At 67.6% G+C, this 26,709-nt stretch carries 21 protein-coding genes and 7 tRNA genes; 11 read left to right on the forward strand and 17 right to left on the reverse strand.

What is annotated here, in order from left to right; translation table 11 throughout:
- Positions 1-47: 47 nt before the first annotated feature.
- Complete coding sequence (locus AC06FA_RS18480; RefSeq protein ID WP_478069555.1) at positions 48-323, forward strand: hypothetical protein; 276 nt, start codon at positions 48-50, stop codon at positions 321-323.
- Between the two features lie 203 nt (positions 324-526).
- Entirely contained in the window at positions 527-2,365 is a 1,839-nt protein-coding gene (locus AC06FA_RS18485) for a methyl-accepting chemotaxis protein (RefSeq protein WP_478069556.1), read from the forward strand.
- 57 nt (positions 2,366-2,422) lie between these two features.
- On the opposite strand, the gene AC06FA_RS18490 is transcribed toward AC06FA_RS18485, so the two are convergent.
- Positions 2,423-2,508 (reverse strand) — tRNA-Leu (locus AC06FA_RS18490).
- Positions 2,509-2,647: 139 nt separating this feature from the next.
- Between AC06FA_RS18490 and AC06FA_RS18495 the strand changes: the two genes are divergently transcribed.
- Positions 2,648-3,040 carry a response regulator gene (locus tag AC06FA_RS18495; protein WP_478069557.1) on the forward strand — a complete coding sequence of 131 codons (393 nt, stop codon included), beginning with the start codon at positions 2,648-2,650 and terminating at the stop codon, positions 3,038-3,040.
- Here AC06FA_RS18495 and AC06FA_RS18500 read toward each other — a convergent pair.
- Positions 3,016-3,972: an SOS response-associated peptidase family protein gene (locus AC06FA_RS18500; RefSeq protein WP_478069558.1), complete on the reverse strand. Its 957-nt coding sequence runs from the start codon at positions 3,970-3,972 to the stop codon at positions 3,016-3,018. The two genes, AC06FA_RS18495 and AC06FA_RS18500, sit on opposite strands and share 25 nt — an antisense overlap.
- A gap of 77 nt (positions 3,973-4,049) precedes the next feature.
- On the opposite strand from AC06FA_RS18500, the gene AC06FA_RS18505 reads away from it, so the two are divergent.
- The gene (locus AC06FA_RS18505; protein ID WP_478069559.1) at positions 4,050-4,466 is read left to right on the forward strand and encodes a GNAT family N-acetyltransferase; all 417 of its coding nucleotides are present in this window, start codon (positions 4,050-4,052) and stop codon (positions 4,464-4,466) included.
- 126 nt (positions 4,467-4,592) lie between these two features.
- Here the strand turns inward: AC06FA_RS18505 and AC06FA_RS18510 are convergent.
- From AC06FA_RS18510 to AC06FA_RS18545, 8 genes are all read right to left on the reverse strand, one after another.
- Positions 4,593-4,668, reverse strand: a tRNA-Glu gene (locus AC06FA_RS18510).
- Positions 4,669-4,714: 46 nt separating this feature from the next.
- A tRNA-Ala gene (locus AC06FA_RS18515) sits at positions 4,715-4,790 on the reverse strand.
- Between the two features lie 46 nt (positions 4,791-4,836).
- Positions 4,837-4,912 (reverse strand) — tRNA-Glu (locus AC06FA_RS18520).
- Positions 4,913-4,961: 49 nt separating this feature from the next.
- Positions 4,962-5,037 (reverse strand) — tRNA-Ala (locus AC06FA_RS18525).
- A gap of 184 nt (positions 5,038-5,221) precedes the next feature.
- Positions 5,222-5,297 (reverse strand) — tRNA-Glu (locus AC06FA_RS18530).
- Positions 5,298-5,350: 53 nt separating this feature from the next.
- Positions 5,351-5,426 (reverse strand) — tRNA-Ala (locus tag AC06FA_RS18535).
- An 89-nt stretch (positions 5,427-5,515) separates the two neighbouring features.
- Positions 5,516-7,897 (reverse strand): heavy metal translocating P-type ATPase, encoded by a 2,382-nt coding sequence (locus AC06FA_RS18540; protein ID WP_478069560.1) that lies wholly within the window; start codon positions 7,895-7,897, stop codon positions 5,516-5,518.
- Positions 7,894-8,292 carry a heavy metal-responsive transcriptional regulator gene (locus AC06FA_RS18545; RefSeq protein ID WP_312710391.1) on the reverse strand — a complete coding sequence of 133 codons (399 nt, stop codon included), beginning with the start codon at positions 8,290-8,292 and terminating at the stop codon, positions 7,894-7,896. The genes AC06FA_RS18540 and AC06FA_RS18545 overlap by 4 nt, the downstream gene beginning before the upstream one ends.
- Positions 8,293-8,567: 275 nt before the next feature.
- Between AC06FA_RS18545 and AC06FA_RS18550 the strand changes: the two genes are divergently transcribed.
- The 7 genes from AC06FA_RS18550 (at position 8,568) to AC06FA_RS18580 (ending at position 17,929) form a co-directional block, all read left to right on the forward strand.
- Entirely contained in the window at positions 8,568-9,548 is a 981-nt protein-coding gene (locus tag AC06FA_RS18550; RefSeq protein WP_478069595.1) for a GlxA family transcriptional regulator, read from the forward strand.
- Positions 9,549-9,625: 77 nt separating this feature from the next.
- A complete protein-coding gene (locus AC06FA_RS18555; RefSeq protein WP_478069561.1) occupies positions 9,626-10,429 on the forward strand; it encodes a TlpA family protein disulfide reductase in 804 nt (267 codons plus the stop codon).
- A gap of 30 nt (positions 10,430-10,459) precedes the next feature.
- On the forward strand, positions 10,460-11,293 hold the full coding sequence (gene dsbG / locus AC06FA_RS18560; RefSeq protein ID WP_478069562.1) for a thiol:disulfide interchange protein DsbG: 834 nt from the start codon (positions 10,460-10,462) through the stop codon (positions 11,291-11,293).
- A gap of 505 nt (positions 11,294-11,798) precedes the next feature.
- Positions 11,799-13,259, forward strand: coding sequence for a DcaP family trimeric outer membrane transporter (locus tag AC06FA_RS18565; protein ID WP_478069563.1), 1,461 nt, complete (start codon positions 11,799-11,801; stop codon positions 13,257-13,259).
- Between the two features lie 78 nt (positions 13,260-13,337).
- A complete protein-coding gene (gene adiC, locus AC06FA_RS18570) occupies positions 13,338-14,690 on the forward strand; it encodes an arginine/agmatine antiporter (RefSeq protein ID WP_478069564.1) in 1,353 nt (450 codons plus the stop codon).
- 20 nt (positions 14,691-14,710) lie between these two features.
- On the forward strand, positions 14,711-16,999 hold the full coding sequence (locus tag AC06FA_RS18575) for an Orn/Lys/Arg family decarboxylase (RefSeq protein WP_478069565.1): 2,289 nt from the start codon (positions 14,711-14,713) through the stop codon (positions 16,997-16,999).
- Positions 17,000-17,026: 27 nt separating this feature from the next.
- Complete coding sequence (locus tag AC06FA_RS18580; RefSeq protein WP_478069566.1) at positions 17,027-17,929, forward strand: cation diffusion facilitator family transporter; 903 nt, start codon at positions 17,027-17,029, stop codon at positions 17,927-17,929.
- A 6-nt stretch (positions 17,930-17,935) separates the two neighbouring features.
- Here the strand turns inward: AC06FA_RS18580 and AC06FA_RS18585 are convergent, their stop codons facing one another.
- The 7 genes from AC06FA_RS18585 to AC06FA_RS18615 form a co-directional block, all read right to left on the reverse strand.
- Positions 17,936-18,691 (reverse strand): energy transducer TonB family protein, encoded by a 756-nt coding sequence (locus tag AC06FA_RS18585; RefSeq protein WP_478069567.1) that lies wholly within the window; start codon positions 18,689-18,691, stop codon positions 17,936-17,938.
- Positions 18,692-18,826: 135 nt separating this feature from the next.
- Positions 18,827-19,333 (reverse strand): hypothetical protein, encoded by a 507-nt coding sequence (locus tag AC06FA_RS18590; RefSeq protein WP_478069568.1) that lies wholly within the window; start codon positions 19,331-19,333, stop codon positions 18,827-18,829.
- Positions 19,334-19,563: 230 nt separating this feature from the next.
- Complete coding sequence (locus tag AC06FA_RS18595) at positions 19,564-22,674, reverse strand: error-prone DNA polymerase (protein ID WP_478069569.1); 3,111 nt, start codon at positions 22,672-22,674, stop codon at positions 19,564-19,566.
- Between the two features lie 6 nt (positions 22,675-22,680).
- Positions 22,681-24,090 (reverse strand): Y-family DNA polymerase, encoded by a 1,410-nt coding sequence (locus AC06FA_RS18600; protein ID WP_478069570.1) that lies wholly within the window; start codon positions 24,088-24,090, stop codon positions 22,681-22,683.
- A 9-nt stretch (positions 24,091-24,099) separates the two neighbouring features.
- The gene (gene imuA / locus AC06FA_RS18605; protein WP_108753349.1) at positions 24,100-24,714 is read right to left on the reverse strand and encodes a translesion DNA synthesis-associated protein ImuA; all 615 of its coding nucleotides are present in this window, start codon (positions 24,712-24,714) and stop codon (positions 24,100-24,102) included.
- Positions 24,715-24,995: 281 nt separating this feature from the next.
- Positions 24,996-26,003, reverse strand: coding sequence for a cyclase family protein (locus tag AC06FA_RS18610; protein WP_478069571.1), 1,008 nt, complete (start codon positions 26,001-26,003; stop codon positions 24,996-24,998).
- Entirely contained in the window at positions 26,000-26,689 is a 690-nt protein-coding gene (locus AC06FA_RS18615) for a DsbA family oxidoreductase (protein WP_478069572.1), read from the reverse strand. Before AC06FA_RS18615 ends, AC06FA_RS18610 begins: the two co-directional genes overlap by 4 nt.
- Between the last annotated feature and the right edge of the window lie 20 nt (positions 26,690-26,709).

Raw genomic sequence — 26,709 nt, forward strand, 5'->3', positions numbered from 1 at the left:
AGTCGAGCCAGCCCGACGCTACTGCCGTTCAAGAAGGAAGCATGTGTATGGAAGCAGCCATCCCCATCGCGATGATCGGTGCCCTGCTGGGCACGCTCATTGGCTTCATCGGCCCGGCGCGGTGGCCCTGGCAGTTGCTGAGGTTGGCGCCGCTGCTGGTGCTGCCGTTCGCCCTGTACATCCTGCAGCACACCAGCTGGATACTGGGTGGGGGCGGGCCGTGGGTGAACGCCGCCCTGATGGCGCTGGTGGGCGCGGTGGGCTACCTGCCGTCGGTGCTGGCCGTGGCCGTGCTGCGCTGGGCAATCTGGCGCCGAGGCTGAACCGACGCCGCAAAAAAGTCCTCAAGGCCCGGCAATGGCGGCCGATATCCAGACTGCCTCCCTTGCCGGAGGCGCTTGCTGCCGCTCCGCGCCATCGCTCGAGTGACGCCGCCCCCCAGGTGTCTGCAGGTTCCAGGCAATCGATGTTCCCGTGGGTATTCCGCCCATGGGTCGCACCGCTCACGGAAACCAAGGAACAGACCATGCTCATGCCAGGCTTCACCGCGGGCGCGCAGGCGCCGGCAGACACACCGTCCCGTTGGTCTTTCTGGCGCGCCCTGCAGGGGCGCCTGGCCGGCCAGGGCGGCAATGCCGCGACCGAGACGGCGGCCGAGCGCGAGCGCGCCGACATGGCCGCACAGGTGGTGGCGCTGCACCGGGTGCAGGCGGTCATCGAGTTCGCGCTGGACGGCACCATCCTGCAGGCCAACGACAACTTCCTGCAGGCGGTGGGCTACACCCTGGATGAGATCCGGGGCAAGCACCACTCCCTGTTCGTCGATCCCGACCAGGCCCGCAGCGCCGAGTACCGCGCGTTCTGGGCACGCCTGGGGCAGGGTGAGTTCGACGCCGGCCAGTACCGCCGCTTCGGCAAGGGCGGCCGCGAGATCTGGATCCAGGCCTCCTACAACCCGGTGCTGGATCGCCACGGGCGGCCGGTGAAGGTGGTGAAGTTCGCCACCGACATCACCGCGCAGAAGCAGCAGGCCGCCGAGCTGGCCGGGCAGCTGGCCGCGATCGACAAGTCACAGGCGGTCATCGAGTTCAGCATGGACGGGCGCATCCTGGCCGCGAACGCGAACTTCCTGGCCGCCACCGGCTACACGCTGGACGAGGTGAAGGGGCAGCACCATTCGCTGTTCGTTGAACCGGAGTACCGCGCCAGCCCTGCCTACAAGCAGTTCTGGGAAAAGCTGGGGCGCGGCGAATACGATGCGGGCCAGTACCGGCGGCTGGGCAAGAACGGCCGCGAGGTGTGGATCCAGGCCAGCTACAACCCGATCCTGGATGTGAACGGGCGGCCGCTGAAGGTCGTGAAATACGCCACCGATATCACCGCGCAGATGCACGAGAGCCAGGCCATGCAGGAGGCGGTGGCGCAGACCCGCGAAGTGGTGGCGGCCGCCAAGCTGGGCGATCTGACCGGGCGCATTCCGCTGGATGGCAAGCGTGGCCCGGTGGCCGAGCTGTGCGAGGGCGTGAACGCGCTGGTGGAGACCATGGCCGGCATCATCGGCCAGATCAAGTTCGCCGCCGACACCATCGCGGTGGGTGCCAGCGAGATTGCGCTGGGCAACAGCGATCTGTCGCAGCGCACCGAACAGCAGGCCGCATCGCTGGAGGAAACGGCTGTTTCGATGAAGGGCCTGGCCGACACCGTGCAGCGCACCGCCGGCAATGCCCGCCAGGCCAGCACGCTGGCCGGCGGCGCGGCCGAAGTGGCTGCGCGCGGTGGCAGCGTGGTGCATGAGGTGGTGTCCACGATGGCCGTCATCAATGCGTCGTCGCGGCGCATCGTCGACATCATCGGGGTGATCGACGGCATCGCCTTCCAGACCAACATTCTGGCCCTGAACGCCGCGGTCGAAGCCGCGCGCGCCGGTGAGCATGGGCGTGGCTTTGCCGTGGTGGCCACCGAGATCCGTGAGCTGTCACAGCGCTCGGCCAGTGCGGCCAAGGAGATCAAGCGGTTGATCGACGAATCGGTGGCCAATGTCGGCGCCGGTACCGCCCAGGTGGAAAGCGCCGGGCGCACCATGGACGAGATCGTGCGCGACGTGCGCCGGGTGAGCGATCTGATGGCCGACATCAGCAGCGCGGCGCAGCAGCAGAGCGACGACATCCAGCAGATGAACCAGGCCGTGGACCTGATCGACCAGGGCACGCAGCAGAACGCTGCGCTGGTGGAAGAGGCGTCCGCTGCGGCGCGCAGCATGGAAGAGCAGTCGGCACATCTGCTGCACACCGTGGCCGGGTTCCGGGTCGAGGCCGGGGCAGGGCATGGGCCGGCCGGGCATGCGCCGGTGCTGCGGGTGGTGTGAGCGCGCCAGGGGCCTGAAACGCCAAAGGCCAGGTCGGTGACCTGGCCTTTGATGCGTTGGTGCCGGTGAAAGGACTCGAACCTTCATGGGGTCACCCCCGGCTGATTTTGAGTCAGCTGCGTATACCATTCCGCCACACCGGCAGCAGCGGGCTAGTGTAACCGAGCCCGACGGCTGTTCATAGAGGGCGCCGGGAACTGAGACGATTCCCCCGTAATTTGTCGGTAACGGCACTGTGATGGCTATACTGCAGCGGCTTAACACGTGCCGGAGCAAGAGCCCATGTCAGCGTTGCAGGACCTGCGGGTGCTGGTGGTCGAGAACGACGAAATGAGCGCTTCGCTGCTGCAGATGCAACTGGAGCAGTTCGGCGCCGACGTGGTCGGTGTGGCCGCTTCGGTGGCCGAGGCGCTGCGTCTGTTGGCGGCGCAGAAGCCGGACGTGGTGCTGCTGGATTACCGCCTGGCCCGCAACGAAACCAGTGAGCCGGTGGCGGCGGCGCTGGTCGAGGCCGGTGTGCCGTTCGTGCTGGCCACCGGCATGAGCGCCGCGCAACTGCCGGCATCGATGACAACGGCGGTGCTGCTGGTCAAGCCCTATCTGTCGGCCGATCTGTGCAGCGCGCTGCAGCGTGCGGTCGGGCGATCCAGTCAGGCGGCCTCTTCGTACACGTAGTGGATGTCCTCGCGGTCGTCCAGGATCGCGTACTGAAGCCCCAGTTGATCCGGATCCGGATTGAGCCACTGGTCCAGATGTTCGGGCCTGATCGGCACCACCCCGCGGTCGTGTCCGGCGGCGGCGACGTCGCTGGGCGGCGCATCGGTGATGGTGGCAAACGATAGCAGCCGACCTTCCGGCCCCTCCCATTCGGCCCACAGGCAGGCCAGCAGCAGGTCGCGCGGCGGGTCGGGGCGGAATTCCAGCACCACGTCCTGTTCCTTTTCATCGGTGTCCAGCTGTCGCCCGGCGATCGCATGGCGCGGCACGTGCTCGTAGAACGCGCGCACCATCACCACGCCGTGGCGAAGGCCGAACGCACCACGCCAGTAACCTTCCAGACTGTCGCGGCGCGCATTGTAGGTGCCCGGATAGAGCACATCGTTGCGCGCGGGCTTGTCGGGCAGGCGGCATTGGTAGCGCATTGGCTTGATCACCCGCTGGCCGTTCTCGCTGACCATGACCGGCGCATAGGTGCCGGGGAAAATGCGGTTGTCGCGCGGCAGCAACTGCACGCGGTGCAGGTCGTCCAGGCGCGCCTGTGCGCGCTCGATGCGGTTGCCGGCCACGCGCAGGTCGTTGCGCGCCTTCTGCGTGGGCCGGGTGGCCAGTGTGGCGGCGGCAATGTCGCGGCGCTCGCTCTGTCTGGCCAGCTCCGCCTGCAGCGCCTGCTGTTCTTCGGCGTGCCACTGCTGGATCTTCGCCACGATGTCGCGACCCTGTTCGGTGCGTGCGCCGGCAAAACCATCGTCCATGGCCTTGGGGGTCCTGGGCCGCTTCTTGCCGGGATCATGTGCGTACAGTTCGGCAAATTCTTCCAGCGACAGCACGGCGCCGTATTCACGCACAAGCTTGGCGTAGTCGGCGCGGATCAGGGCGGAATAGCACATGCGGGCGTGGCCGGTGGGGGTCGCAGCAGTTGCGACGGGAGTGCGGCAGGATAGCCGGACAATCCGGGAGAACGTGTATGAATGCTGCAAGCAACTGCCTGTTCCGTGAAGCGGTGCCGACGGTGGAGGACTACTGCCAGTTGCGGGCCCTGGCCGGGCTGAGTGCCAAGACCGCCGAGGCGGCACAGCGTGCGTTGCCCAACACCGTGTTCGGGGTGTGCGCCTACCAGGGCAGCGAACTGGTGGCGATGGGCCGGATCGTCGGTGACGGCGGCTGCCATCTGCAGGTATGCGACATCGCGGTGCTGCCGCGCCTGCAGGGGCAGGGGCTGGGCAAGCAGGTGATGGCACGGCTGGATGCGTGGATGCGGGCCAACCTGCCGCCGTCAGCGTATGTGAGCCTGCTGGCCGATGGTGAGGCGCATCGGCTGTACGCGCAGTTCGGATTCGCGCCCACCGCGCCGGCTTCGATTGGCATGTACCGGCGGTTTTGAATGCAGGGCGGCGAGGCATTCATCCACGCATGCCGGACCACTCCGGTAGATCCACGCCATGCGTGGATGCACCCGCCAGGATCGCAGGCAAAAAAAAACCGGCCGAAGCCGGGTTTTTCAAAGAATTGGCGTCCCCACGGGGATTCGAACCCCGGTCGCCACCGTGAAAGGGTGATGTCCTAGGCCTCTAGACGATGGGGACGCACGAAAACTTCAAGTTGTAGAACCTCGACGGCCTAATGTCGAAGTGGTGGAGCCAAGCGGGATCGAACCGCTGACCTCCTGCATGCCATGCAGGCGCTCTCCCAGCTGAGCTATGGCCCCAATGAAACTCCGGATGATCTGCCGGGAGCAGAGTCCGTTTTGAAACTGGCGTCCCCACGGGGATTCGAACCCCGGTCGCCACCGTGAAAGGGTGATGTCCTAGGCCTCTAGACGATGGGGACGCACGAAAAACTTCAAGTTGTAGAACCTTCGACGGCCTAATGTCGAAAGTGGTGGAGCCAAGCGGGATCGAACCGCTGACCTCCTGCATGCCATGCAGGCGCTCTCCCAGCTGAGCTATGGCCCCGTGTTACCGAGCCGCCTATCTTACCAACGTATTCACCTTTGTGGAAGCTTTTTTTTCGCTTTCTTCGTTGGGGTTCCACCAGGCCACGAGGGCAGGGGATCCGCAACGCCACAACCTGAACGCCGGTGGGCGGTGAACAAAAAAGACCCGGTTATCGGCCGGGTCCTCGTTGTTCATGATGAGTTGGCGTCCCCACGGGGATTCGAACCCCGGTCGCCACCGTGAAAGGGTGATGTCCTAGGCCTCTAGACGATGGGGACGCAGATCTCATCAATGTTCTTTGCGACCTTTCGACGGCCTAATGCCGAAAGTTTGGTGGAGCCAAGCGGGATCGAACCGCTGACCTCCTGCATGCCATGCAGGCGCTCTCCCAGCTGAGCTATGGCCCCACGTCGCTGAGGAGCGAAATAATAGCTGTGCCCCGGGGGGTTGGCAAGCGTTTGTTGCACTTTTCTTCACGTTGTCTGCGACGCCCGTGTCAGCCACCCGGCAGACGCTGTGCGCGCAGGCGCAGCGCGTTGCTGATCACCGAAACCGAACTCAGGCTCATCGCCACCGCTGCCAGCATCGGCGACAGGGAAATGCCCCAGGGCACCAGCACGCCGGCCGCCACCGGAATGCCGAGGCCGTTGTAGAGGAAGGCGAAGCCGAGGTTCTGCCGCATGTTGCGCACGGCCGCACGCGACAACTGGCGCGCACGCAGGATGCCGCGAAGATCGCCCTTCACCAGCGTGATCTGTGCACTGGACATGGCCACATCGGTGCCCGTCCCCATGGCAATGCCGACATTGGCGCTGGCCAGGGCGGGTGCGTCGTTGATGCCATCGCCGGCCATGGCCACGGTGCGGCCCTGCGCCTGCAGACGCTCGATCAGCGCCGCCTTGTCGGCCGGCCGCGTTTCACCATGCACTTCATCCAGGCCCAGCGTGCTGGCCACGGCCTGTGCCGTCAGCACCCCATCGCCGCTGGCCATGATGATGCGCAGGCCGTCCTTGCGCAGTGCCGCGATCGCTTCGGCGGTGGTGCTCTTGATCGGATCGGCCACCGACAGCAGTCCGGCCAGTCGGCCGTCAGCGGCCAGGTACATCACACTGGCGCCGCGCCGGCGCAGGTCGTCTGCGATGCGCTGCAACGCGGAAACGTCGATGCCCTGGGCGTCCATCAGCGCGGTGTTGCCAAGCCACAGCTGTCGGCCGTCCACGCTGCCGCGCACGCCCAGCCCGGTGATCGAATCGAAGTCCTGTACAGGCAGCAGCGTTACGGCGCGCGCGCGGGCCTCGGCCACGATCGCGGCAGCCAGTGGATGTTCGCTGCCCTGGTCGAGGCTGGCGGCCCACTGCAGTACCTGGTCGGGCGCGTGGTCGCCGGTGCCATGCACCGCGTCGAATGCCGGGTGGCCTTCGGTCAGCGTGCCGGTCTTGTCCACCACCAGCGTATCGACCTTCACCAGCGCCTCGATGGCCTCCGCGTCGCGGAACAGCACGCCGTGCTGGGCGGCGCGACCGGTGGCCACCATGATCGACATCGGTGTGGCCAGGCCCAGTGCGCAGGGGCAGGCGATGATCAGCACGGCCACGGCACTCAGCACGCCGTGGGTCCACGACGGCTGCGGGTCGAACAGCCCCCAGCCGAACAGCGTCAATGCGGCCACCGCCAGCACCGCCAGCACGAACCAATAGGCGACTTTGTCCGCCATGCGCTGCATCGGCGCGCGCGAGCGCTGCGCCTGTGCCACCAGTTGCACGATCTGCGCCAGCATGCTGTCGTCGCCCACACGCTCGGCTTGTATCACCAGCGCCCCCGAGCCGTTCATCGTGGCGCCGATCACGCTGTCGCCGGCCAGTTTGCTGACCGGCACCGGTTCGCCGGTGAGCATCGATTCGTCCAGCGTGGAACGACCTTCCAGCACGCGGCCATCCACGGGCACCTTTTCACCGGGACGCACCCGCAGGCGGTCGCCGGCCTTCACGGCGGCCAGCTCCACGTCGTGTTCGCTGCCGTCGGCGTCGATGCGTCGTGCAGTCTTCGGTGCCAGCCCCAACAGCGCCTTGATCGCCGCCGAGGTGCGGGCGCGGGCACGCAGTTCCATCAACTGGCCGAGCAGGGTGAGCGAAATGATCACCGCCGCCGCTTCGAAGTACACACCCACGTGCCCATGCTGCTGGAACGAGGGCGGGAACAGGCCCGGGGCGACGGTGGCCACCACGCTGTAACCGTAGGCGGCAATCACGCCCGTGCCGATCAGGGTCCACATGTTCGGGCTGCGGTTGGCGATCGACTGCGCCCAGCGCTGCAGGAACGGCCAACCGGCCCACAGCACCACCGGGGTGGCCAGTGCGCCCTCGATCCACACCCGCAGGGTGGGTGAAAGTGCATGCAGCAGCGGCGTCATCGCCAGCATGGCCAGCGCCATGGTTGCCGCGCTCAAGGGCAGCGACACCCAGAAGCGGCGGCGGAAATCGGTCAGCTCCGGGTTCTCGCCTTCGTCCAGGCTGGGCATCATCGGTTCCAGTGCCATGCCGCAGATCGGGCACGTGCCTGGGCCTTCCTGCACGATCTGCGGGTCCATGGGGCAGGTGTACAGCGTGCCGGCCGGCACGTCCGGGGCGACGTGCGAGGCGGGGTCCAGATAGCGCTGGGGATCGGCCACGAATTTCTGGCGGCAACCGCCGCTGCAGAAGTGGTAGTCCTTGCCCTGATGATGGGCATGGTGCGCGGTGGTGGCCGGATCGACATCCATGCCGCAGACCAGATCCTTCACCGTGTTGGCCGTTTTCTTCGTGCCACCGCAGCAGCCGCTCTTGGCCGCGGGGGCGTTCTGCAGCGGGCCGTGCGCGTGCCCGGAGTGGGGGCTGTTCATGCGTTGTCCTCGGTCAGGGCGGCCAGGATCGGGCACTGTTCCAGTGCGCCGTGGCCGGGGCAGGCGTCCACCAGTTGCGACAGTGCCGCCTGCATGCGCTGCAGTTCGGCCATGCGCTGTTCGATGTCGGCCAGGCGCGCCCGGGCGGTGTCGCGCACGCTGCCCATGTCCTGGGCGTGGCGGTCGCTCAGCGCCAGCAGTTCGGCAATCTCCTCCAGGCTGAAGCCCAGCGCCTTGGCGCGCCGGATGAAGCGCAGGCGACGCAGGTCCTGCTCGCCGAAGATGCGGTAGCCACCGGCGGACCGTGCTGCGGTTGGCAGCAGGTGCTGTCGCTCGTAGTAGCGGACGGTATCGATCGGCACGCCCGCCTGGCGTGCCAGTTGCCCGATGTTCATGGCGCACTCCTGTCTGGATCTGGCGCCATTGTGAACCTTTGAGTCTGGTCCAGAGTCAAGGGTTGCTGTCCGGCGGTCCGCATTCATGGACATTTGCAACTTTCTTCATAGCCCCGCCTCCGGGGCCGTTTCTACCCTTCGCTTGTACCGGCCGCTGGATGGCCTGAACGAACGGAGGAAGGGCTGTGGACGCACTCAATAGCGAAGGATTCGTGGAAGTTGCAGTGGTGGAGTACCCGGGTGGTGATCCCTCGGCGGCGTCTGTCCTGGCCGAGATGGCGCATGTTGCCAATCGCCTGGCGCAGCAGAAGAAACGCGCCTACCCGAGGGTGCTGATCACCCGCTGGATCGTGCCGGCCAGCCATACCGGTGTGCACCGGCTGGCGGGCGCGGACATGCTGGACGCGGCCATTCCTGCGGTGATCGCGTTGCCGACCCTGGTCAGCTCCGGGGCGGCACTGCGTGCCGAAGATGTCCTGCTGGACTGGCTGCGGGCACATTACGACGGCGGCAGCCTGCTGGCGGCGGCCGGCGATGGCGTGGGCGTGCTGGCGCGCGCCGGGCTGCTGGCCGGGCGTACCGTGTCGGGGCCCGATCTGAGCCGCTACCCGGGCCTGCAGGGGCAGCCTTCCAGCTGGGCGCCCAGTGAACGGGCGCTGGTGGACGATGGCGATGTGCTGACCGTCGGTGGCCCGCAGGCGTGGCGCTACATGGGCCTGCGGCTGCTGTACCGCCTGCACGGGCAGGGGGTGGCCAGCGAGGTGGCCGCGCAGCTGGGCATCACCGTGCCGGTGGCGATCCAGCAGGACCTGGAACGTTTCAGCGCCAATTTCGCCCACGGTGACCGCGACGTATTGAAGGCGCAGCGGTGGCTGCATACCACGGCGGCACGGGGCGCCACGCTGACCAGCATTTGTGAAATGTCCGGGCTGGAGCCGCGCACGCTGCAGCGCCGCTTCCTGAAGGCCACCGGGCTGCGGCCGATCGAGTACTGCCAGCGGCTGCGCATTGCCAAGGCACAGGCCATGCTGCAACAGGGGGCCAGCATCGATGAGGTCGCCTGGGGCGTGGGATACGCCGATCAGAGCGCGTTCCGGCGCCTGTTCCTGCGCATCATCGGCATGACGCCGGCCAACTATCGCCGCCACGTGAGCTGCAACAAGCGACGGGAGCGCGCGGCAGTCGCAGCGGCCACCGCCACCGTGCGTGGGCTGCGGCCCTCGCCGGAGCTGCAGATGCGGCGGGACGCGGCGTGAGGTGACGCCGGGCCGCCCCTTGCCTTTGCAGCGGGCGGCTTTGAACATGCAGTGTGCTGTCGTGGATTGAAACGCGTATGTCGAGTGTAGGGCCGGTACCCATGCCGGTGATCGTGATTCTGCTGGCGCTGTTGGCGGCCATGGCGCTGGCGCGGCTGTGGCCGCGTGCCGGTATCGCTGCTGCGAAACCGTCGGCCGCGGGAATGGTGCTGGACATGCTGCTGGTGGGCCTGCTGTGCGGCCGGGTGGCCTTCATCGTTGCGCATTTCGAGCTGTATCGGCAGGCGCCGTGGTCCGTGCTGCAGATTGCCGACGGTGGCTACTCGCTCCCTGTGGCGCTGGTATCGGGCGCCGGCTGGGGCCTGTGGGCGATGCGCCGGCACCCGTCGCTGCGGCTGTCCGTGCTCTGCAGCGCGGGGGTGGGTGTACTGCTGTGGGCCGCCGGTGGCCTGGCGCTGTCGCAGTGGCAGGGCACGCACATGCCTCTGCCCGCCGTACAGACCGTGGACCTGCAAGGGCAGGCGCGGCCACTGCAGCAGTTTCAGGGGCGCCCGCTGGTGCTGAATCTGTGGGCGACCTGGTGCGGCCCCTGCCGCCGCGAAATGCCGGTATTGGCCCAGGCACAACAGGCCCATCCACAGATCCAGTTCGCCTTCGCCAACCAGGGCGAAACCGCCGACGACGTGCAGGCATTCCTGTCCAGCGCCACGCTTTCGCTGGACAACGTGCTGCTGGACGAAGCGTCTGAGACGTCGGCGGTGCTGGGCGTACAGGCGTATCCGGCCACCCTGTTCTTCGATGCGCAGGGGCGTCTGCAGGAACTGCACGTAGGCGAACTGACGGCCGCCGGTCTTGAACACAAACTGCGCCGGCTGCGGTAGCCTGCCCCGGCATTTCATTTCGGAGTTTCCATGCTGTCCATTTCCCCGCGCTTTGCGCACAAGGCCCTGATCCTGCCAGCCCTGTTGGCCCTGGCCGCCTGCAGCCAGGCGCAGACCCCGCCGGGCAAGACGGACGCCCAGCCGGCGGCTGCCGCGGCCGCCAAGGGCGATCGCCCGGCGGTGTTGAAGGGCATCGAGAAGCACGGCTTCCAGGTGATGGCCGAGTTCGATGCGCCGGGTGGCCTGCGCGGCTTTGCGGGTGTGGTCAATGGCCAGCAGCCGGCCGCCGCTTACGTGACGGCCGACGGCAAGAACGTGCTGGTCGGCAGCCTGTTCGATGCCGAAGGCAATGAAGTGGCCGCCGACACGGTGGAAAAGCTGGTGTCCGGCCCGATGTCGGCGGCCATCTGGAAGGATCTGGAAGGCAGCGCCTGGGTGCGTGATGGCAAGGCCGACGCGCCGCGCGTGGTCTACACCTTCAGCGATGCCAACTGCCCCTACTGCCACAAGTTCTGGGAAGCGGCACGGCCGTGGGTCGACACCGGCAAGGTGCAGTTGCGCCACGTGCTGGTGGGGGTCATCCGCGAGGACAGCCCGGCCAAGGCGGCGGCGATCCTGTCCGCACGCGACCCCACTGCGGCACTGCTGCAGAACGAGCACCAGTTCGAGCAGGGCGGCATCAAGCCGGTCGCCACCATCAGTCCTGAACTGGCGGGCAAGCTCAATGCCAACCAGGAACTGATGATCAAGCTGGGCTTCCAGGGCACGCCGGGCATCCTGTTCCAGGATGCGCAGGGTCAGGTGCAGCGCCGCTCGGGCATGCCGCAGGGTGCCGATCTGCAGACGGTGCTGGGCCCGCGCTGATCGCGCAGGGGCGTGTGCCGACGGGGTCGGCACACGTCGGTAGTACTGTCGCATTCTGCGACATTGGCGCTTCGCAGCTTGCGCAGCCGCCTTGCCGGTGTCACCGATGAAGCGTGACCTGGTTCAAGACTTCTGCCTTGATCGCAATCAAGGCCAAAAGCGACACGCTGACTACGCTGGTGTGCATGAAATTCCGCACGCCAGCGCATGTCGCACGGTCCGGCCGCTGGCTGAAAACGCAGCGCCGCGACGTGCCATTCACGACACTCTCACCGCGCGCTTGTTACCCAGACCGCTGCGACCGCTACCTCTTCGGCAGCGCGGTCGCAGCGGCGAAGACGTCGACAGCCGCAGGGCAGTGTCATCGTCCTGTTGCCTGCAATCGGCAGGCTGTCAGCGCTCGTCAACGCAGTACCTGCATTTCCAGTAGCGGCGGGGTGTGCACCCGGCAGCGCGCATGCGCACGCCGGCAGCGCCCCGCGATCGTTCGTTTGGGGAGAATGCAATGCGCGTTGCGGTACTGAGTGTGGCGTGTGCGGCGGTGCTGGCAGCAGCACCTGCCCAGGCACAGGAAGGTGCGGCCGATGATGCACAGGCGCTGCGGCGCGAGATCGACGGCGTGCGGCAGACGCTGGAGCGCCTGCAACAGCGCCTGGACCGGCTGGAGCAGCGCGAGGGCAGTGCCGCAGTCGCTGCGCCGCCGCCGCCGCCGCCGGCAGCACTGCCCAGGCCCGAGCCGGCCTCGCCCGCAGTGGTCGGCGCAGGGGCAGGACTTCACCCCACCCAGGTGCCGGGCGTCGCGCAGCCGGTGCTGCCGCAGCGTGATTCGGTGTCCGATCCCTCGACGGCGGCCTCGCGCCCCGACAGTGCGGCCGGGCCGACCGATCCGGACCTGAAGGGTTTCTTCGCCATTCCCGGCACCGACACGGTGATCCGCATCGGCGGCTACGCCAAGCTCGATGCCATTGCCGATTCACGTGCGGCCGGTGACGAGGACCAGTTCATTCCTTCGTCGATGCCCGTCGGCGGCAACCATCGCGATGTGTCCAACTTCAACCTGCACGCCAAGCAGACCCGTTTCAGTTTCGAGGCGCGGCGGCCGACCACGCACGGCAACCTGCGCTTCTATCTGGAAAACGACTTCTTCGGCAGCAGCGACGGCTATCAGTTCCGGCTGCGCCATGCCTACGGGCAGCTGGGCAACACCTATGCCGGTTACGGCTATTCCAGCTTCATGGACGCCGACAGCCTGCCCGACACACTGGATTTCGCCGGCCCCGGTGGTGCGGGCTACCTGCTGGTGGCCGGCATCCATCACAGTTTCGCGCTCGGCAAGGGCGCCACGCTGACGCTGGCAGCTGAAGACCCGGACACCGAGCTGGCCGGAGCCAATGACAGCGTGATTGCCGCCAACCGGCTGCCGGATGTGACCGTGGCCGCGCGCGTGGAGCGCGACTGGGGCCACCTGCAACTGGGTGCGGTGGCGCGCAGCCTGGCCTACGACGGTGACGGCGAACGCGACCGACGCATGGCTGGCGGCCTGCAGTTGAGTGGTTCGGCGGCGGTGGGCGAGCGTGACCTGCTGCTGTTCGGTGCACTGGGCGGGCGCGGGTTGAGCCGCTACACCGCCGACCTGACCGGTTCCGGCCTGGATGCGGTGGTCGGTGCCGATGGACGCCTGCGCGCGCTGGACGTGCACGGCGGTTTCGTCGGCTACACCCATTACTGGTCCGAACTGTGGCGTTCGAACCTGATCTACGGACAGCTGACGCTGGAGCGCAATGCGGCGCTGCCCGCCGATGCGTTCCGCGAAAGCCGCTACGGCGTGTTCAACCTGATCTGGAGCCCGGCACCGTCGTGGACGATGGGCATGGAGCTGCTGTATGGCCGCCTGGAACAGCAGAGCGGCGCGCGCGGCGACACGGTCCGGGTGCAGGGCAGCCTGCAATACAACTTCATCAAGTAGACGCCAGCGGCGGTACGCCCGCGTTTTCCGTCCCCATGCCCGGTGTTGCCGGGCCCATGCCAGGTTCAGGAGAGTGTCATGGCAGAAACAAAGAAGATCGGGGTGGTCGGTGCCACCTTCCTCGTGGCCGGCAACATGATGGGCTCAGGGGTGTTCCTGTTGCCATCGAGCCTGGCCAAGATCGGTACCGCCTCGATCTGGGGTTGGTTGATCACCACCGCCGGGGCGCTGCTGCTGGCTTTCGTGTTCGCCAAGCTGGGCAAGCTGGCGCCCAAGGCGGGCGGCCCGTATGCCTATGCGCGTGACTGGTTCGGGCCGTACATGGGCTTCCAGACCAACACCATCTACTGGTTTGCCAACTGGATCGGCAACGTGGCCATTCCGATCGCGGCGGTGGGCTATTTCAGTTACTTCTTCCCGATCCTGTCCGAGCCGCTGGTGCGCTGCATCGCCGTGCTGGCGCTGGTCTGGGCACTCAGTTTCGCCAACGTGATCGGTCCGGCGTTCGTGACCAAGGTGCAGACGGTCACCACCAGTTTCGCGCTGGTGCCGATCCTGGGCATCGCGATCTTCGGCTGGTTCTTCTTCGATGCGGACATCTTCAAGGGTGCCTACAACGTATCGGGTGAATCGAACTTCGGCGCCATTTCCAGTGCGGCGGCACTGACCCTGTGGGCGTTCATCGGTGTGGAATCGGCGTCGGTGACCGCCGGCGTGGTGGAAAACCCGGAAAAGAACGTGGCCCGCGCCACCCTGGCCGGCGTGTTCCTGGCGGCGGTGGCTTATATCGCCAGTTCGTCGGTGATCATGGGCATGGTGCCCAATGCCGAGCTGCAGAATTCCGATGCGCCGTTCGCGCTGGCTGCCGCCAAGGCGGTGGGCGGCTGGGGCGGCGGCCTGGTCAGCCTGTGTGCCTTCATCGGTGCCGCCGGTTCGTTGGGCGGCTGGATCCTGCTGACCGCGCAGAGCGCCAAGGCGGCTTCCGATGACGGGCTGTTCCCGAGCATCTTCAGCAAGACCAACAAGGACGACGTGCCGGTGAAGGGCGTGCTGATCGTGGCGGTGCTGATGACCCTGGCCGTGCTGGTCACCTCCACCTCGGAAACCGCCTCGGCACAGTTCGATGTGATCACCTCGGCGGCGGTGGTGCTGACCCTGCTGCCGTACATCTATTCCTGCGTGGCCTGCTATTTCGTGGTGGAGCGCTCGCACACCATCGTGCACACCGGTGCGTTCTGGGCGTTGACCAGCCTGACGGTGGTGTATTGCCTGTGGGCGATCTACGGCTCGTCGGGAACCATCGTGCAGTACGCCTTCCTGTTCGTGCTGTTCATCACCGTGTTCTATCCCTTCTTCAGCGAGGAGCGCCGCCAGCAGCGGCAGCGCACCCGTGAGGCGGCCGCGTTGTCCGGCGGCGCCCAGCGTTCCTGAGTTCGACAAGGAGAATCAACGTGTACTTCAAGTCCCTGGATTACCCGGTCATCGTCATCGATGGTGATTACGAGTCGCCGCGCATCGGCGGCATCCTGATCCGCGCGCTGGTGGAAGAACTGCGCGGCAACGGCCAGCGCGTGCTGTGCGGCCTGAACCTGGATGATGCCCGCGCCGGTGCCCGCACCTACGTGGCGGCGTCAGCCGTACTGATTTCGATCGACGGCAGCGAGGAGGGCGAGGGCGAGTTCCAGCGCCTGGCGGCCTTCCTGCGCGAACAGAGCGCGCGCCGGGCCAATCTGCCGGTGTTCCTGTACGGTGAGCGGCGCACCATCGAGAAGGTGCCCAGCAAGCTGCTCAAGTACATCCACGGTTTCATCTTCCTGTTTGAGGACACCAAGAACTTCGTCGCCCGCCAGGTGATGCGCGCGGCCGAAGACTACATGCACAACCTGCTGCCGCCGTTCTTCAAGGCGTTGATCCACCATGCGGCCGAATCGAACTATTCGTGGCATACCCCGGGCCATGCCGGTGGCGTGGCCTTCACCAAATCGCCAGTGGGGCGTGCGTTCCACCAGTTCTACGGCGAGAACACCCTGCGCAGCGATCTGTCGATCTCGGTGCCGGAACTGGGCTCGCTGCTGGACCACACCGGCCCGATCAAGGATGCCGAGGACGAGGCCGCGCGCAACTTCGGCGCCGACCACACCTTCTTCGTGACCAACGGCACCTCCACCGCCAACAAGATCGTCTGGCACGGCACGGTGGCGCGCGGCGACGTGGTGTTCGTGGACCGCAATTGCCACAAATCGCTGCTGCACGCACTGATCATGACCGGCGGTGTGCCGGTCTACTTCACCCCCAGCCGCAACGCGCACGGCATCATCGGGCCGATCAGCCTGGACCAGTTCACTCCCGAAGCGCTGCAGCAACGCATTGCCGACAACCCGCTGGCCAGCCAGGCCTACCAGGCCGGCTCGAAGCCGCGCATCGCGGTGGTCACCAATTCCACCTACGACGGCCTGTGCTACAACGCCGAAAAGATTGCCGAGGAGATCGGCAGTGCGGTGGACTTCCTGCACTTCGACGAAGCCTGGTATGCCTACGCGGCGTTCCATCCCTTCTACGAAAACCACTACGGCATGGCCAAGGGCAAGCCGCGCGAGCAGGACGCGATCATCTTCACCACGCATTCGACCCACAAGCTGCTGGCCGCGTTCTCACAGGCCTCGATGATTCACGTGCGCAACTCGGCCAGCCGTGACCTGGACGCCGAGCGCTTCAACGAATCGTTCATGATGCACACCTCCACCAGCCCGCATTACGGGGTGATCGCTGCGTGCGATGTCGCCTCGAAGATGATGGAGGGCGAAGCCGGACGCTCGCTGGTGCAGGAAATGCATGACGAAGCCATCGCCTTCCGCCGCGCCATGCTGCACGTGCGCGATGACCTGGGGCGTGACGACTGGTGGTTCAGCGTGTGGCAGCCGACGAAGGTGGAGCGCAGCCTGGACAAGGGCGATACGCCGGCACCGCTGGTGGCCAAGCGCGAGGAATGGTACCTGCAGCCGGACGCGCACTGGCACGGCTTCGACGGGCTGGTGGACGACTATGTGCTGATCGACCCGATCAAGGTGACCCTGCTCACCCCCGGCCTGTCGATGGATGGCAGCATGGGCAGGCTGGGCATTCCGGCGGCAGTGCTGAGCAAGTTCCTGTGGGGCCGCGGCATCACCGTGGAAAAAACCAACCTGTACTCGGTGCTGTTCCTGTTCTCGATGGGCATCACCAAGGGCAAGTGGAGCACCCTGGTGACCGAGCTGATGGCGTTCAAGGAACTGTACGATCGCAACGCGCCGCTGAACCAGGCGCTGCCGACGCTGGCCGCCGATTATCCGGTGGCCTATGCCGGCTGGGGCCTGCGCGATCTGTGCGATGCGCTGCATGCGTTCAACCAGGAATTCGCCGTGGCCAAGGTGATGCGCGAGATGTACGTGGACCTGCCAACGCCGGTGATGACCCCGGCCGATGCCTACAATCACCTGGTGAAGGGCGAGATCGAACGCGTCGATATCGAGCAGCTCAGCGGTCGTATCGCCGCCACCATGCTGGTGCCGTACCCGCCGGGTATTCCCACCATCATGCCGGGCGAACGCTTCGGCGCCAGCGACGAGCCGATCATCCAGTCGCTGCGCATTGCCCGCGAACAGAACGCGCGCTTCCCCGGTTTCGAGTCGGACGTGCATGGGCTGATCATCGAGCACGACGAGGAAGGCATCAGTTACCGGGTGGAGGTGCTGAAGGCCTGACCGTAACGGTCGGCCCTTCGGTGCTGCATGGATACCGCCCGCGAGCAACGCATCCTGCTGCTGTCGATCGGGATGACCGTGGCGGTCAGTGCGGCCGGCTTCCTGGGTGGCCTGTTGGTGGGATCGCAGGCCATCCTGTTCGATGGCATCTACAGCCTGGTGGACGTGGCCCTGACCCTGGTGTCGCTGTCGGTGCTGCGGCTGGTGGCGCGGGAGCAGAGCCCGCGCTTCCAGTACGGCTATTGGCACCTGGAACCGATGGTGGAAGCGCTGGGCGGGGTGATCCTGTCGCTGGCCTGCGTGTATGCGCTGGCCAACGCGGTGATCGGACTGACCACCGGCGGGCATGTGGTGAAGTTCGGACCGGCGCTGTGGTGGGCCGCTCTGATCAGTGCGACCAACCTGGGCATGGCCGCGTTCGTGGCCGGGCAGGCGCGGCGCCTGCGCTCGCCCTTGCTGTGGCTGGATGTGCGCGCTTGGCTGTTGGGCGGGTTGATGGCACTGGCCGTGGTGCTGGCCTTCCTGTTGGCCTTGGCCCTGCAGGACGGGCCGTGGCAGTACTGGGTGCCGTACCTGGATTCGATCGTGCTGCTGCTGATCAGCGTGGCGGTGCTGCCGGTGCCCACGCGGGCGGCGTTCAAGGCGTTGCGCGAGGTACTGCAGGTGGCGCCCGATGACCTGGACCAGCGCGTGCAGCAGGTGATGCAGGATTTCGTGCGCGAGCGGGGCTATGCCGGTTTCACCAGCCATGTGGCGAAGATGGGCCGCATGCGCTTCATCGAGATCCATGTGCTGACCGACGCGGCCACGCCGTTGGGCACGGTGGGCGAGGTGGATGCCATGCGCGATGAGATTGCGGTGCGCCTGGACGCACGCGGCGGCATGTTCTGGCTGACGATCGATTTCACCGCCGACCCGGCGTGGACCTGAGCGGCGTCAGCGCAGGTAGTACTCCACCGGTACCACGCGTTCCTGCGGCGCCGGCAGATCGTCGGGAATGCGCGGCAAGGGCTGCGCGCGGCGGAAGGTCTGCAGGGCGGCTTCGTCCAGCATGGGTTCGCCGCTGCTGCGTTCCAGCAGCAGCGCGCGCAGCCGTCCGTTGCGGTCGACGCTGGCCCGCACCCAGGCAGTGCCCTGCTGACGGCGCGCGCGGGCGGCGCTGGGGAAATAGCGGTGGCGCTCCAGGCGCGCCATCAACCGTGCTTCCCAGCTGTCGCTGTGGGCGCCGGCCAACTGGGGTGCCGGTGGTGCGTCGGGTGTCGGCGGCGCTGCAGTGATCGAGGCCTGTGCCGGGGCGGCGTCGCTGGCCGGCAGGATCAGCGCCGGTACCGGCAGTGGCTGCGCATCTGCGGTGTGCCCCTCACCGGACGCCAGGGTTCCCTGCGGTGCGCGGGTGGGCGGGGGCGGTGACAACGGACGCGGCTGCGGGGCACGCGGTTGCTGCGCCTGGCTGGGGCGTTCGGCGTTCAGTTCTTCCAGCGGCTGTGGCGGTGCGGTGGGCGGCAACAGGCGCAGGCTGATGCGCACCTCTTCCGCTGGGGGTGTGGGTTGCAGTGTGGACGTTGTCCAGTGCAGCAGCGCCAGCACCGGCAGCAGATGCAGGCTGATGGTGATCGCCACCGCCATCCAGTGCGTGCGGCGCTCGCGTGCACCGGCCTGCACCGGGCGGTCCGATGGCAGGGGCGAGGGCAATGAGGGAAGCGCTTGGACAGGCACGGACGGAGTGCGGAGAGCGGGACAGGAACGGCCCGCGGCGGCAAGGGCAGCGCCCGCACCTTACCGCAAAAGAGAATCGTTTGCATTAATGCCGGGCCGTCAGGTCCCGGTTCACGGCGCGGCGTTGACCCCGGGTCGCACGTAGTAGGTCTGGCCGCTGTCGTCCAGGAACAGCAGTTCCGGCTTGCCCTGCCAGGAGGTGAGCATGGCGCCGGTGTTGTTCTGGTGGCGCACCATCAGTGAAGCCCCGCGGTCGGGATTGGCCACCACCTTGAACACTTCGGTGGTGCCGCTGGCATCGTCCAGGGTGAGCAGCGCTTCGCCGCCACGGTCACTGGTGCCGTAGCCGCCGCGTTCCGAGCCGTCAGGGCCGAGCAGGATCACGCCAGACAGTGCCGCGGCGCGCGGGCCCTGGGTGCGCCCTTTGCTGGTCGGGTCGGGTACCGGCGCGCCGACGATGACGCGTGCCTGGCCGTTGGCATCGTGGACGACCAGGCCCCGTGCATGGATCACGCGTTCGGGCGACTGGCTTCTGTGCAGGTTCCAGGCCGTCCAGCCTGAGGTCAGCAGGGCGAGGGTGGATACCCCCAGGGTGGTAAACAGCAACGCACGGGCCATCGTGTAGTCCTTCCTTGGATGTGGCGACGATAGCGGATGCAAAAGCGGATGGGTAGAGCCGACTGGGTAGAGTCGACTGTTAGTCGACTGCCCTTGGAACGGCGTGCAGCAATTCCGCGCTGGCGCGCTAGTCGACTGACAGTCGACTCTACCGACAGTCGACTCTACCGGCAGTCGACTCTACCGACAGTCGACTCTACCGACAGTCGACCCGACACATCAATGACCCTTCAATGGAAATCGCGGCTGTGGCTGCGCAGGCCCTGCAGCAGGTCGTCCAGGCCCAGCATGCGTTGCACGATGACGTGCTGCACGCCATCCACGCGTTCCAGCCGGCCGTCGATCTGCATCAGCTGGGTATCGACCAGGATGCGGTGCTGGCGGTCGGCCACGTGGCGCCAGACCACGGCGTTGACCATGCCGGTCTCATCTTCCAGGGTAAGAAACGTGACCCCGCTGGCGGTCTGCGGCCGCTGCCGCATGCGCACCAGACCGGCGATGCGCACGCGGCGGCCATGCTCGTGCGCGGCCAGTTGTGCAGCATCCAGGCAGCCGCGGCTGCGCAGCTGCGCGCGCAGGAACGACAGCGGGTGGCGGCCCAGCGTGGTGCCGGTACTGCGGTAGTCGGCCTGCATGTCGTCCCAGGCGCTGGGCAGCGGCAGCGGCACGCGTGCTTCGCCGGTGGCGCGGGCCGGGTCGAACAGTGGCAGGCGGTTCTCCACGCCGGAGACGTCCCAGCGTGCGCGGTGGCGATGGCCACTGAGGCCGCGCAGCGCACCGGCATCGGCCAGCAGGCCCTGCTGGCGGCGATCGAGCGCCACACGCTGGCACAGATCACCCACATCGTCGAACGGACGCCGCGCGCGTTCGCGGACCAGCGCCTGCACCGCCTGTTCGCTGCAACCATCGACCAGGCGCAGACCCAGGCGCAGGGCGGCGGCGCCCTTGCTGAAATCGAGCGTGCAGTCCCAGTGGCTGTGGCGCACATCCACCGGCAGCACCGCGATGCCATGCCGGCGTGCATCCTGCAGCAGCTGGTCGGGGCTGTAGAAGCCCAGCGGCTGGCTGTTGATCAGGCTGGCGGTGAACGCGGCCGGGTGGTGGCACTTCAACCAGCAACTGACATAGGTCAGCAGGGCGAAACTGGCGGCGTGGCTTTCCGGGAAACCGTAATTGCCGAAGCCCTTGATCTGCTCGAACAGATGTTCGCCGTACTCGCGGCTGAAGCCATTGCGCAGCATGCCGGCCAGCAGTTTTTCCCGGTGCGGTTCCAGCCCGCCGCGGCGCTTCCAGGCGGCCATCGAACGGCGCAGCGCATCGGCCTCGCCGGGGGTGTAGCCGGCCGCTTCCACCGCCAGCTGCATCACCTGTTCCTGGAACAGCGGCACGCCCAGGGTGCGGGCGAACACGCGTTCCAGCTGCGGTGGATAGAGCGGGTTGGCCGGGTCGTTCAGCGCATCGGGCCCTTGTTCGCGCAGGATCCGGCGGCGTTCCAGGTAGGGGTGCACCATGTCGCCCTGGATCGGCCCGGGACGCACGATGGCTACTTCGATCACCAGGTCGTAGAACGTGCGTGGCTGCATGCGCGGCAGCATGGCCATCTGCGCGCGCGATTCGATCTGGAACACGCCGATGGTGTCGGCGGCGCAGATCATGTCGTAGGTCGCGCTGTCCTTGGCGGGCACCGCATCCATGCGGCCGCTGTGCAGCCCGTGCTGCTGCAGCAGGGCCAGGCACTTGCGGATGGCGGTGAGCATGCCCAGCGCCAGGCAGTCGACCTTCATCAGGCCGGTGGCGTCCAGGTCGTCCTTGTCCCACTGGATGACGGTGCGATCGGCCATGGCCGCGTTTTCCACCGGCACCAGGGTGGACAGCGGATGTTCGGAGATCACGAAACCGCCTGGGTGCTGCGACAGGTGGCGCGGAAAATCGATCAGCTCGGCGGTGAGCGACAGCAGCCGCCGCATCAGCGGTGTGTCCGGGTCGAAGCCGCGTTCGCGCAGGGTATCGGGCAGCGGTATGTGGCCCCCCCAGTGGTCCATGGCCGCGCCCAGCTCGTTCACCTGGTCCATCGGCAGGCCCAGCGCGCGGGCCACATCGCGGATGGCACTGCGGCCGCGGTAGCTGATCGCCACGGCGGTCAGTGCGGCGCGTTCGCGGCCATAGCGCTTGAACACGTACTGCAGCACTTCCTCGCGGCGCTCGTGCTCGAAATCGATGTCGATGTCCGGTGGTTCATCGCGTTCTTCGGAAATGAAGCGCTCAAACAGCAGGTTGCTGCGCGCCGGGTCGATCTCGGTGACGCCCAGCACGAAGCACACCGCCGAATTGGCCGCCGAACCGCGGCCCTGGCAGAGGATCTGCTGGCTGCGGGCGAAGCGCACGATGTCCTGCACGGTAAGGAAATACGAGGCGTAGTTCTTCTTGGCGATCAGTTCCAGTTCGTGTTCGATCTGCTGGCGCTGGGCCGGCTGGATGCCGTCTTTCCAGCGCTCGGGAATGCCTTGTTCCACCAGGGCGCGCAACCAGCTGTCCGGGGTGTGCCCGGCCGGCACCAGTTCGCGCGGGTAGGTGTATTTGAGCTGGTCCAGGCTGAAGTGGCAGCGCGCGGCGATGTGCAGGGTTTCGGCCAGCAGTGCGGGCGGGTACAGCTGGGCCAGTGACGTGCGTGGGCGCAGGTGGCGTTCACCGTTGGGAAACAGGCGCCAGCCGGCTTCGGCCACGCTGCAGCGGTGGCGGATGGCGGTGAGGGTGTCCTGCAGGGCGCGGCGACGGCGCACGTGCATGTGCACATCGCCGCTGGCCACCAGGGGCAGCGCGTGGCGTTCGCCGAAGGCCTGCAGCTGCTGCAGGCGGCGCGCGTCGTCGTGTTCGTGGTGCAGTTCCACTGCCAGCCACAGGCGGTCGCCGAAGCCGGTGCGCAGCGGCTGCAGGTGGCTGGCATCGGGCTGGCGGTCCAGCCACAGGCACAGCAGGCCGTCGGGCAGGCCGTGCAGATCATCGGCCAGGCAGCGGTACTCACCCTTGCCAGCGCGCCGGCGGCAGGTGGTGATCAGCTGGCACAGGCCGGCGTAGGCATCCTGGTTGGTGCACAGCAGGGCGATCTTCGGCCCGTCCTCGATCTGCAATTCGGCGCCGACGATCAGCGCCACGCCATGCGCCTTGGCTGCCTGCCAGGCGCGGACGATGCCGGCCAGCGAACATTCGTCGGTGATTGCCAGGGCGTGGTAGCCCTGGCTGGCGGCGCGCGCGAACAGTTCATCGGCGGTGGACGCACCGCGCTGGAAACTGAAGGCCGACAGGCAATGCAGTTCGGCGTAGGCGGGTAGTTCTGCGTGCATGCCGGTTCAGCCGAACCAGCCGTGCAGCATCCACGGCGCATGCGGGTCGTTGCGCGGTCGGAACGCCCAACCGCGTTGCCCGTGCGCGGTTTCCACCACGTAATAGTCGCGCCGCGCATCGGCCTGGTCCCACCAGCCCGATTCGATCCGTTCCGGGCCAGCAACGATGCGCAGGCGCGGGTCGCGCAGCGGCTGCGGTGCCTCCAGCAGCCAGCCGGGACGCAGCGGCCAGTAGCCGGGCGGCTTGGCCGGCGGCTGCGTACCGCTGGCGCGTTCGGGGCGATGGTCGGCCTGCACCGCCAGCGGTTGCACGGCATCATCGCCCAGCCGCGCACGCAGGCGTTCGCGCAGCTGGTTCCAGGGCATGGCCTGCGCCGGGCGGGTGTCGAACAGATCACGCGCGACCGGCACGAACGGCGGCAGTTGCTCGGCCTGCAGGCGCAGCGCGCGGCTGCCGGCGGGCAGGGCGAAGGCTTCCATGCGGTTGCGGGCGATTTCGAACAGCAGCGCGGCATCGCGTTCGGGCGCCAGCAGGCCGATGGTCAGCACGCTGGCCGGCAGCAGGTCGTGTTCGAAGTGCAGGTCGAAGCGCTGCACGCCGCCATCGCGCGAGCAGAGGAAGGCGGCCAGGTCCAGCAGCAGGCGCCGCAGCGGGAACAGCAGGGCCTGGCTGGATTCGATTTCGTATTCGAATTCGATGCGGGCATCGAAACGGTCCGGGGGCTGGTAGTAGCGCAGCGGCGTGTTGTCCAGGCCGCGCACGGCATCGAGCTGCTGCAGCACCTGCGGGGCGAAGCGGCGGGCCAGGCTGTCGCGCGGCAGGTCGAACACCGCGCCCAGCGTGCGCAGGCCGGAACGGCCGAGTACGGTGACCGCATCGGCCGGCAGGCCACTGCGGGCCAGTGGCAGTGGCGCCAGCGCGGCTGCCAGCTGCGCAGCATCGATGCCCAGGCCGTCGTGCACATTGGCCAGCACGCGCGCGGCATGCGGGTTGGGCGCGGCCACCAGGCGGTGGCGGAAACCGAGTTCATGCAGGCCGTGGCGCAGGCGCTGTTCGATCCGCGGCCAATCGCCGAACAGGGCACGGCTGGCGTGGATTTCCAGCACCAGCGCATGCGGGAAATCCAGGCTGACCTGTGAACTGTAGGCGTACAGCCAACTGGCCAGCAGCTGTCGGGTCTGCTGTTCGGCGGCGGGATCGTAGTCGTGCAGCTGCATGTCCTGCACCAGCACCTGCGCGGCCGACAGCAGCATGCCCGGGCGCAGGCCGGCGGCGCGTGCGGCCGGGCTGACCGCACGCAGCACCCGGCGCTGCGCCGGGCCCTGCAGCAGCACCAGCGGCCGCTGCGGGTCCGGCTGCTGGCGCAGCACGCTGTCCAGCGCCAGTTGCGGCAACAACAGGCAGGCCCAATGCATGGCGCGGCCTCAGTGGGCGATGGCCAGCGGCAGCGGCTGCGCAGGCGGCAGCCCACCGCGGCACTTCAGCACGCGCACCTGGCCGGGGTCGAGCTGCAGGCGCAGGCTGGCCGGCGAAGGATTGCGCGCGGCGCGCGCTTCGCGGAACACGAAGCCCAGGCACTGGCCACTGTCGGCGGCCACCTGCAGCCGGCGCAGGGAACGATCATCGGCCTGCTGCGGCCAGCACAGCACCGCCGCACAGGCGGCCGAGCGCAGGCATTGTTCGGCCGCCCACAGCGCCTGCTTCGGCGCGGCGTGGATGATCTGCAGCTGGGCCAGGTCCAGCCCGGCCGCGGCCCAGGCCGGGGCATGCGGCCGATGCGGCGGGGCGACCAGCACGATCGGCCGATCGCGCTGGCTCAGCTTCGCCAGTGCCGGCCAGACCAGGGCCAGTTCACCCACGCCGGGGCAGGCCAGCAGCACTTCGCACAGCCCGCTGGCGGGCCAGCCGCCGCCGGGCAGGCGGGCGTCCAGGGCCGGGTGGCCGCTGGCCAGATGGTCGCTGGCCGGGCCGTGGCGGGCCGGGCCGCGCCACAGCTGGCGGCCATCCAGCAGGCGGTCCAGGGCGACGACGGCACCCATCAGCCGGTCCCCCAGGGGAGGCGCCGGGCAGGCTGGAAGCGGCAGCAGTGGACGGAAACGGCAGGCATGGAACGAGTATCGACAGGCCGGTATCAGGGGCTGAGACCGGACATGCTACTCGCCTTGTGAGTAGAATTACTAATGAAATCGTGGGGTGGGTTTCAGGTTGCTGAAGGGGGGTAAGGAGTGCCGACCAAGGTCGGCATCTACCCGGCATGGGACGCCATACGTGGATGCGGTGCCGTGCGTTCGCCGGGCATGGCCCGGCGCTACCCGGCGCGTTACCGGTGTACCGGCAGGGCCACCGGGCGCAGCGGGGCGGCGTCGCCACCGCGGATCTTCAGCGGGCCGCCGATGAAGGCGAACTCGTAGACCTGGTCACGGGCCAGTTCGTCCAGCGCCACCAGTTCGATGATCGGTGCACCCTGCTGGGCCAGCAGGTAGGTGTGCAGCGGCACATAGTCATCGGACACCTCCGAGGGGAAGGTCTCGAAGCTGAGGTTGTCGGCGCCGACGATCATCGCGCCACTGTCTTCCACCAGGAAGCGTGCCGCGTCCAGGCCCATGCCCGGCGGGTTGGCCATGTAGGCACCGGGCTGTTCGAACAGGCGCATGCGGCCGGTGCGGATCAGCACCACGTCGCCCTGCTGCAGGGTGACGTGCTGGCGTGCCAGGGCATCCTTCAGGTCCTGGCGGGTGACCCGGTAGCGGTCCGGCAGCATGTCCACGCCCTTGGCGCCGGCCACGTCGATCAGTACGCCGCGGGCGATCAGCGGCGGGAATTTCTCGATGCCGGTGACCTTCCAGCCACGATCGCCGAGATGCGTGTCGGCCTCGAAGCCATTCCAGATCTTTCCGTGGATGCCGAAGTGGTTCAGCGCATCGATATGGGTGCCGGTGTGGCTGTACATCGAAAACGCGGTGCCGGTGTAGCTGCGGGTGAGGTTCATGGCCTGGCCCACGCCCATCGGGTCGTCCACCACGGTGCCGCGCGGGGTGTGGGTCATCCAGAACTGGTAGTGCGGGTCACCGGCGTCCTGCCAGCTGGGCATGCCGACAAAGTACTCGGTGGCCAGGTCGTAGGCCTTGCCGCCGCTGACCCGCGACAGGATGGCGGCACGCGAGGCCTCGGTGATCAGGTTCAGTCGTCCGATCTCGTCCCTCGGCCCCCAGGGGCTGGTGCCGACCTGCTGGCCGGAAGGAACGTGTTCGTGTGCGGACACGGCGGTGGATGCAGCAGTACTGGCCAACAGCAGGGCCAGTGTGCTGGCCAGGGTAAGTGGGGTCATCGGGTTTCTCCTTGCAGGGTGGGGAAGGGCGCGGCGGTGGCCGCGACCAGGGGCGCCAGGGCCTGGCGCAGATGTGGCAGCGGCAGGGTCTGCAGGCGCAGGCCGTTGCCGCCGATGACGGTGGGAATGGAACGGATGCCAAGGGCGGCGGCTTCGGCGCGGTCGGCCTGCACGCGTTGGCGCACGGCGTCGCTGCGCATGTGGTCAGCGAAGACGCCGCGCCGATGGCCCAGTGACTCGGCGATGTCCAGCAGGACCTCGGCATCGCCGATGTTGCGGTGCTGGTGCAGGTGCGCCCACTGCACTGCATCGAACATTGCGCCATGGGCATCGTTGCCGCCGAGCCTGCCGGCGGCCTGGCAGGCCAGTGCGCCCAGCCAGCCGGAGGGGTATTCGAACGTCTGCGCGCGCATGCCGTCGATGTCGATGCGCGCGGTGTCTTCATGTGCCGCGCAGTCGGCCCAGTGGCGCAGGATGGTGTCCTTGGCGCGGGGCATGGAACCGAACACGTTGATCATCCGGGCGCGCGAGTCCTGCAGCACGAAGCTGCGGTGGCGCACCTGGATGCCCAGTTCGGCCGAGACCTGCTGCAGGCGCGGGGCCAGTACGAAGCACCAGCCGCAGACCACATCGTGGAAGAAATCGACCACCGGCGCGGCGGTGGTGGGGGAAGGAGCGGAAGACATCTGCCTGCCATCGGTGAGAG

The sequence above is a fragment of the Stenotrophomonas sp. Steno-C17 genome (assembly GCF_056393165.1).

Bases quoted from the DNA above. Each gene is read 5' to 3' on its own strand.
- AC06FA_RS18480 (WP_478069555.1), top strand. From the start codon at position 48: ATGGAAGCAGCCATCCCCATCGCGATGATCGGTGCCCTGCTGGGCACG.
- AC06FA_RS18485 (WP_478069556.1), top strand. From the start codon at position 527: ATGCTCATGCCAGGCTTCACCGCGGGCGCGCAGGCGCCGGCAGACACA.
- AC06FA_RS18495 (WP_478069557.1), top strand. From the start codon at position 2,648: ATGTCAGCGTTGCAGGACCTGCGGGTGCTGGTGGTCGAGAACGACGAA.
- AC06FA_RS18500 (WP_478069558.1), bottom strand. From the start codon at position 3,972: ATGTGCTATTCCGCCCTGATCCGCGCCGACTACGCCAAGCTTGTGCGT.
- AC06FA_RS18505 (WP_478069559.1), top strand. From the start codon at position 4,050: ATGAATGCTGCAAGCAACTGCCTGTTCCGTGAAGCGGTGCCGACGGTG.
- AC06FA_RS18540 (WP_478069560.1), bottom strand. From the start codon at position 7,897: ATGAACAGCCCCCACTCCGGGCACGCGCACGGCCCGCTGCAGAACGCC.
- AC06FA_RS18545 (WP_312710391.1), bottom strand. From the start codon at position 8,292: ATGAACATCGGGCAACTGGCACGCCAGGCGGGCGTGCCGATCGATACC.
- AC06FA_RS18550 (WP_478069595.1), top strand. From the start codon at position 8,568: ATGGCGCATGTTGCCAATCGCCTGGCGCAGCAGAAGAAACGCGCCTAC.
- AC06FA_RS18555 (WP_478069561.1), top strand. From the start codon at position 9,626: ATGTCGAGTGTAGGGCCGGTACCCATGCCGGTGATCGTGATTCTGCTG.
- dsbG (WP_478069562.1), top strand. From the start codon at position 10,460: ATGCTGTCCATTTCCCCGCGCTTTGCGCACAAGGCCCTGATCCTGCCA.
- AC06FA_RS18565 (WP_478069563.1), top strand. From the start codon at position 11,799: ATGCGCGTTGCGGTACTGAGTGTGGCGTGTGCGGCGGTGCTGGCAGCA.
- adiC (WP_478069564.1), top strand. From the start codon at position 13,338: ATGGCAGAAACAAAGAAGATCGGGGTGGTCGGTGCCACCTTCCTCGTG.
- AC06FA_RS18580 (WP_478069566.1), top strand. From the start codon at position 17,027: ATGGATACCGCCCGCGAGCAACGCATCCTGCTGCTGTCGATCGGGATG.
- AC06FA_RS18590 (WP_478069568.1), bottom strand. From the start codon at position 19,333: ATGGCCCGTGCGTTGCTGTTTACCACCCTGGGGGTATCCACCCTCGCC.
- AC06FA_RS18595 (WP_478069569.1), bottom strand. From the start codon at position 22,674: ATGCACGCAGAACTACCCGCCTACGCCGAACTGCATTGCCTGTCGGCC.
- AC06FA_RS18600 (WP_478069570.1), bottom strand. From the start codon at position 24,090: ATGCATTGGGCCTGCCTGTTGTTGCCGCAACTGGCGCTGGACAGCGTG.
- imuA (WP_108753349.1), bottom strand. From the start codon at position 24,714: ATGGGTGCCGTCGTCGCCCTGGACCGCCTGCTGGATGGCCGCCAGCTG.
- AC06FA_RS18610 (WP_478069571.1), bottom strand. From the start codon at position 26,003: ATGACCCCACTTACCCTGGCCAGCACACTGGCCCTGCTGTTGGCCAGT.
- AC06FA_RS18615 (WP_478069572.1), bottom strand. From the start codon at position 26,689: ATGTCTTCCGCTCCTTCCCCCACCACCGCCGCGCCGGTGGTCGATTTC.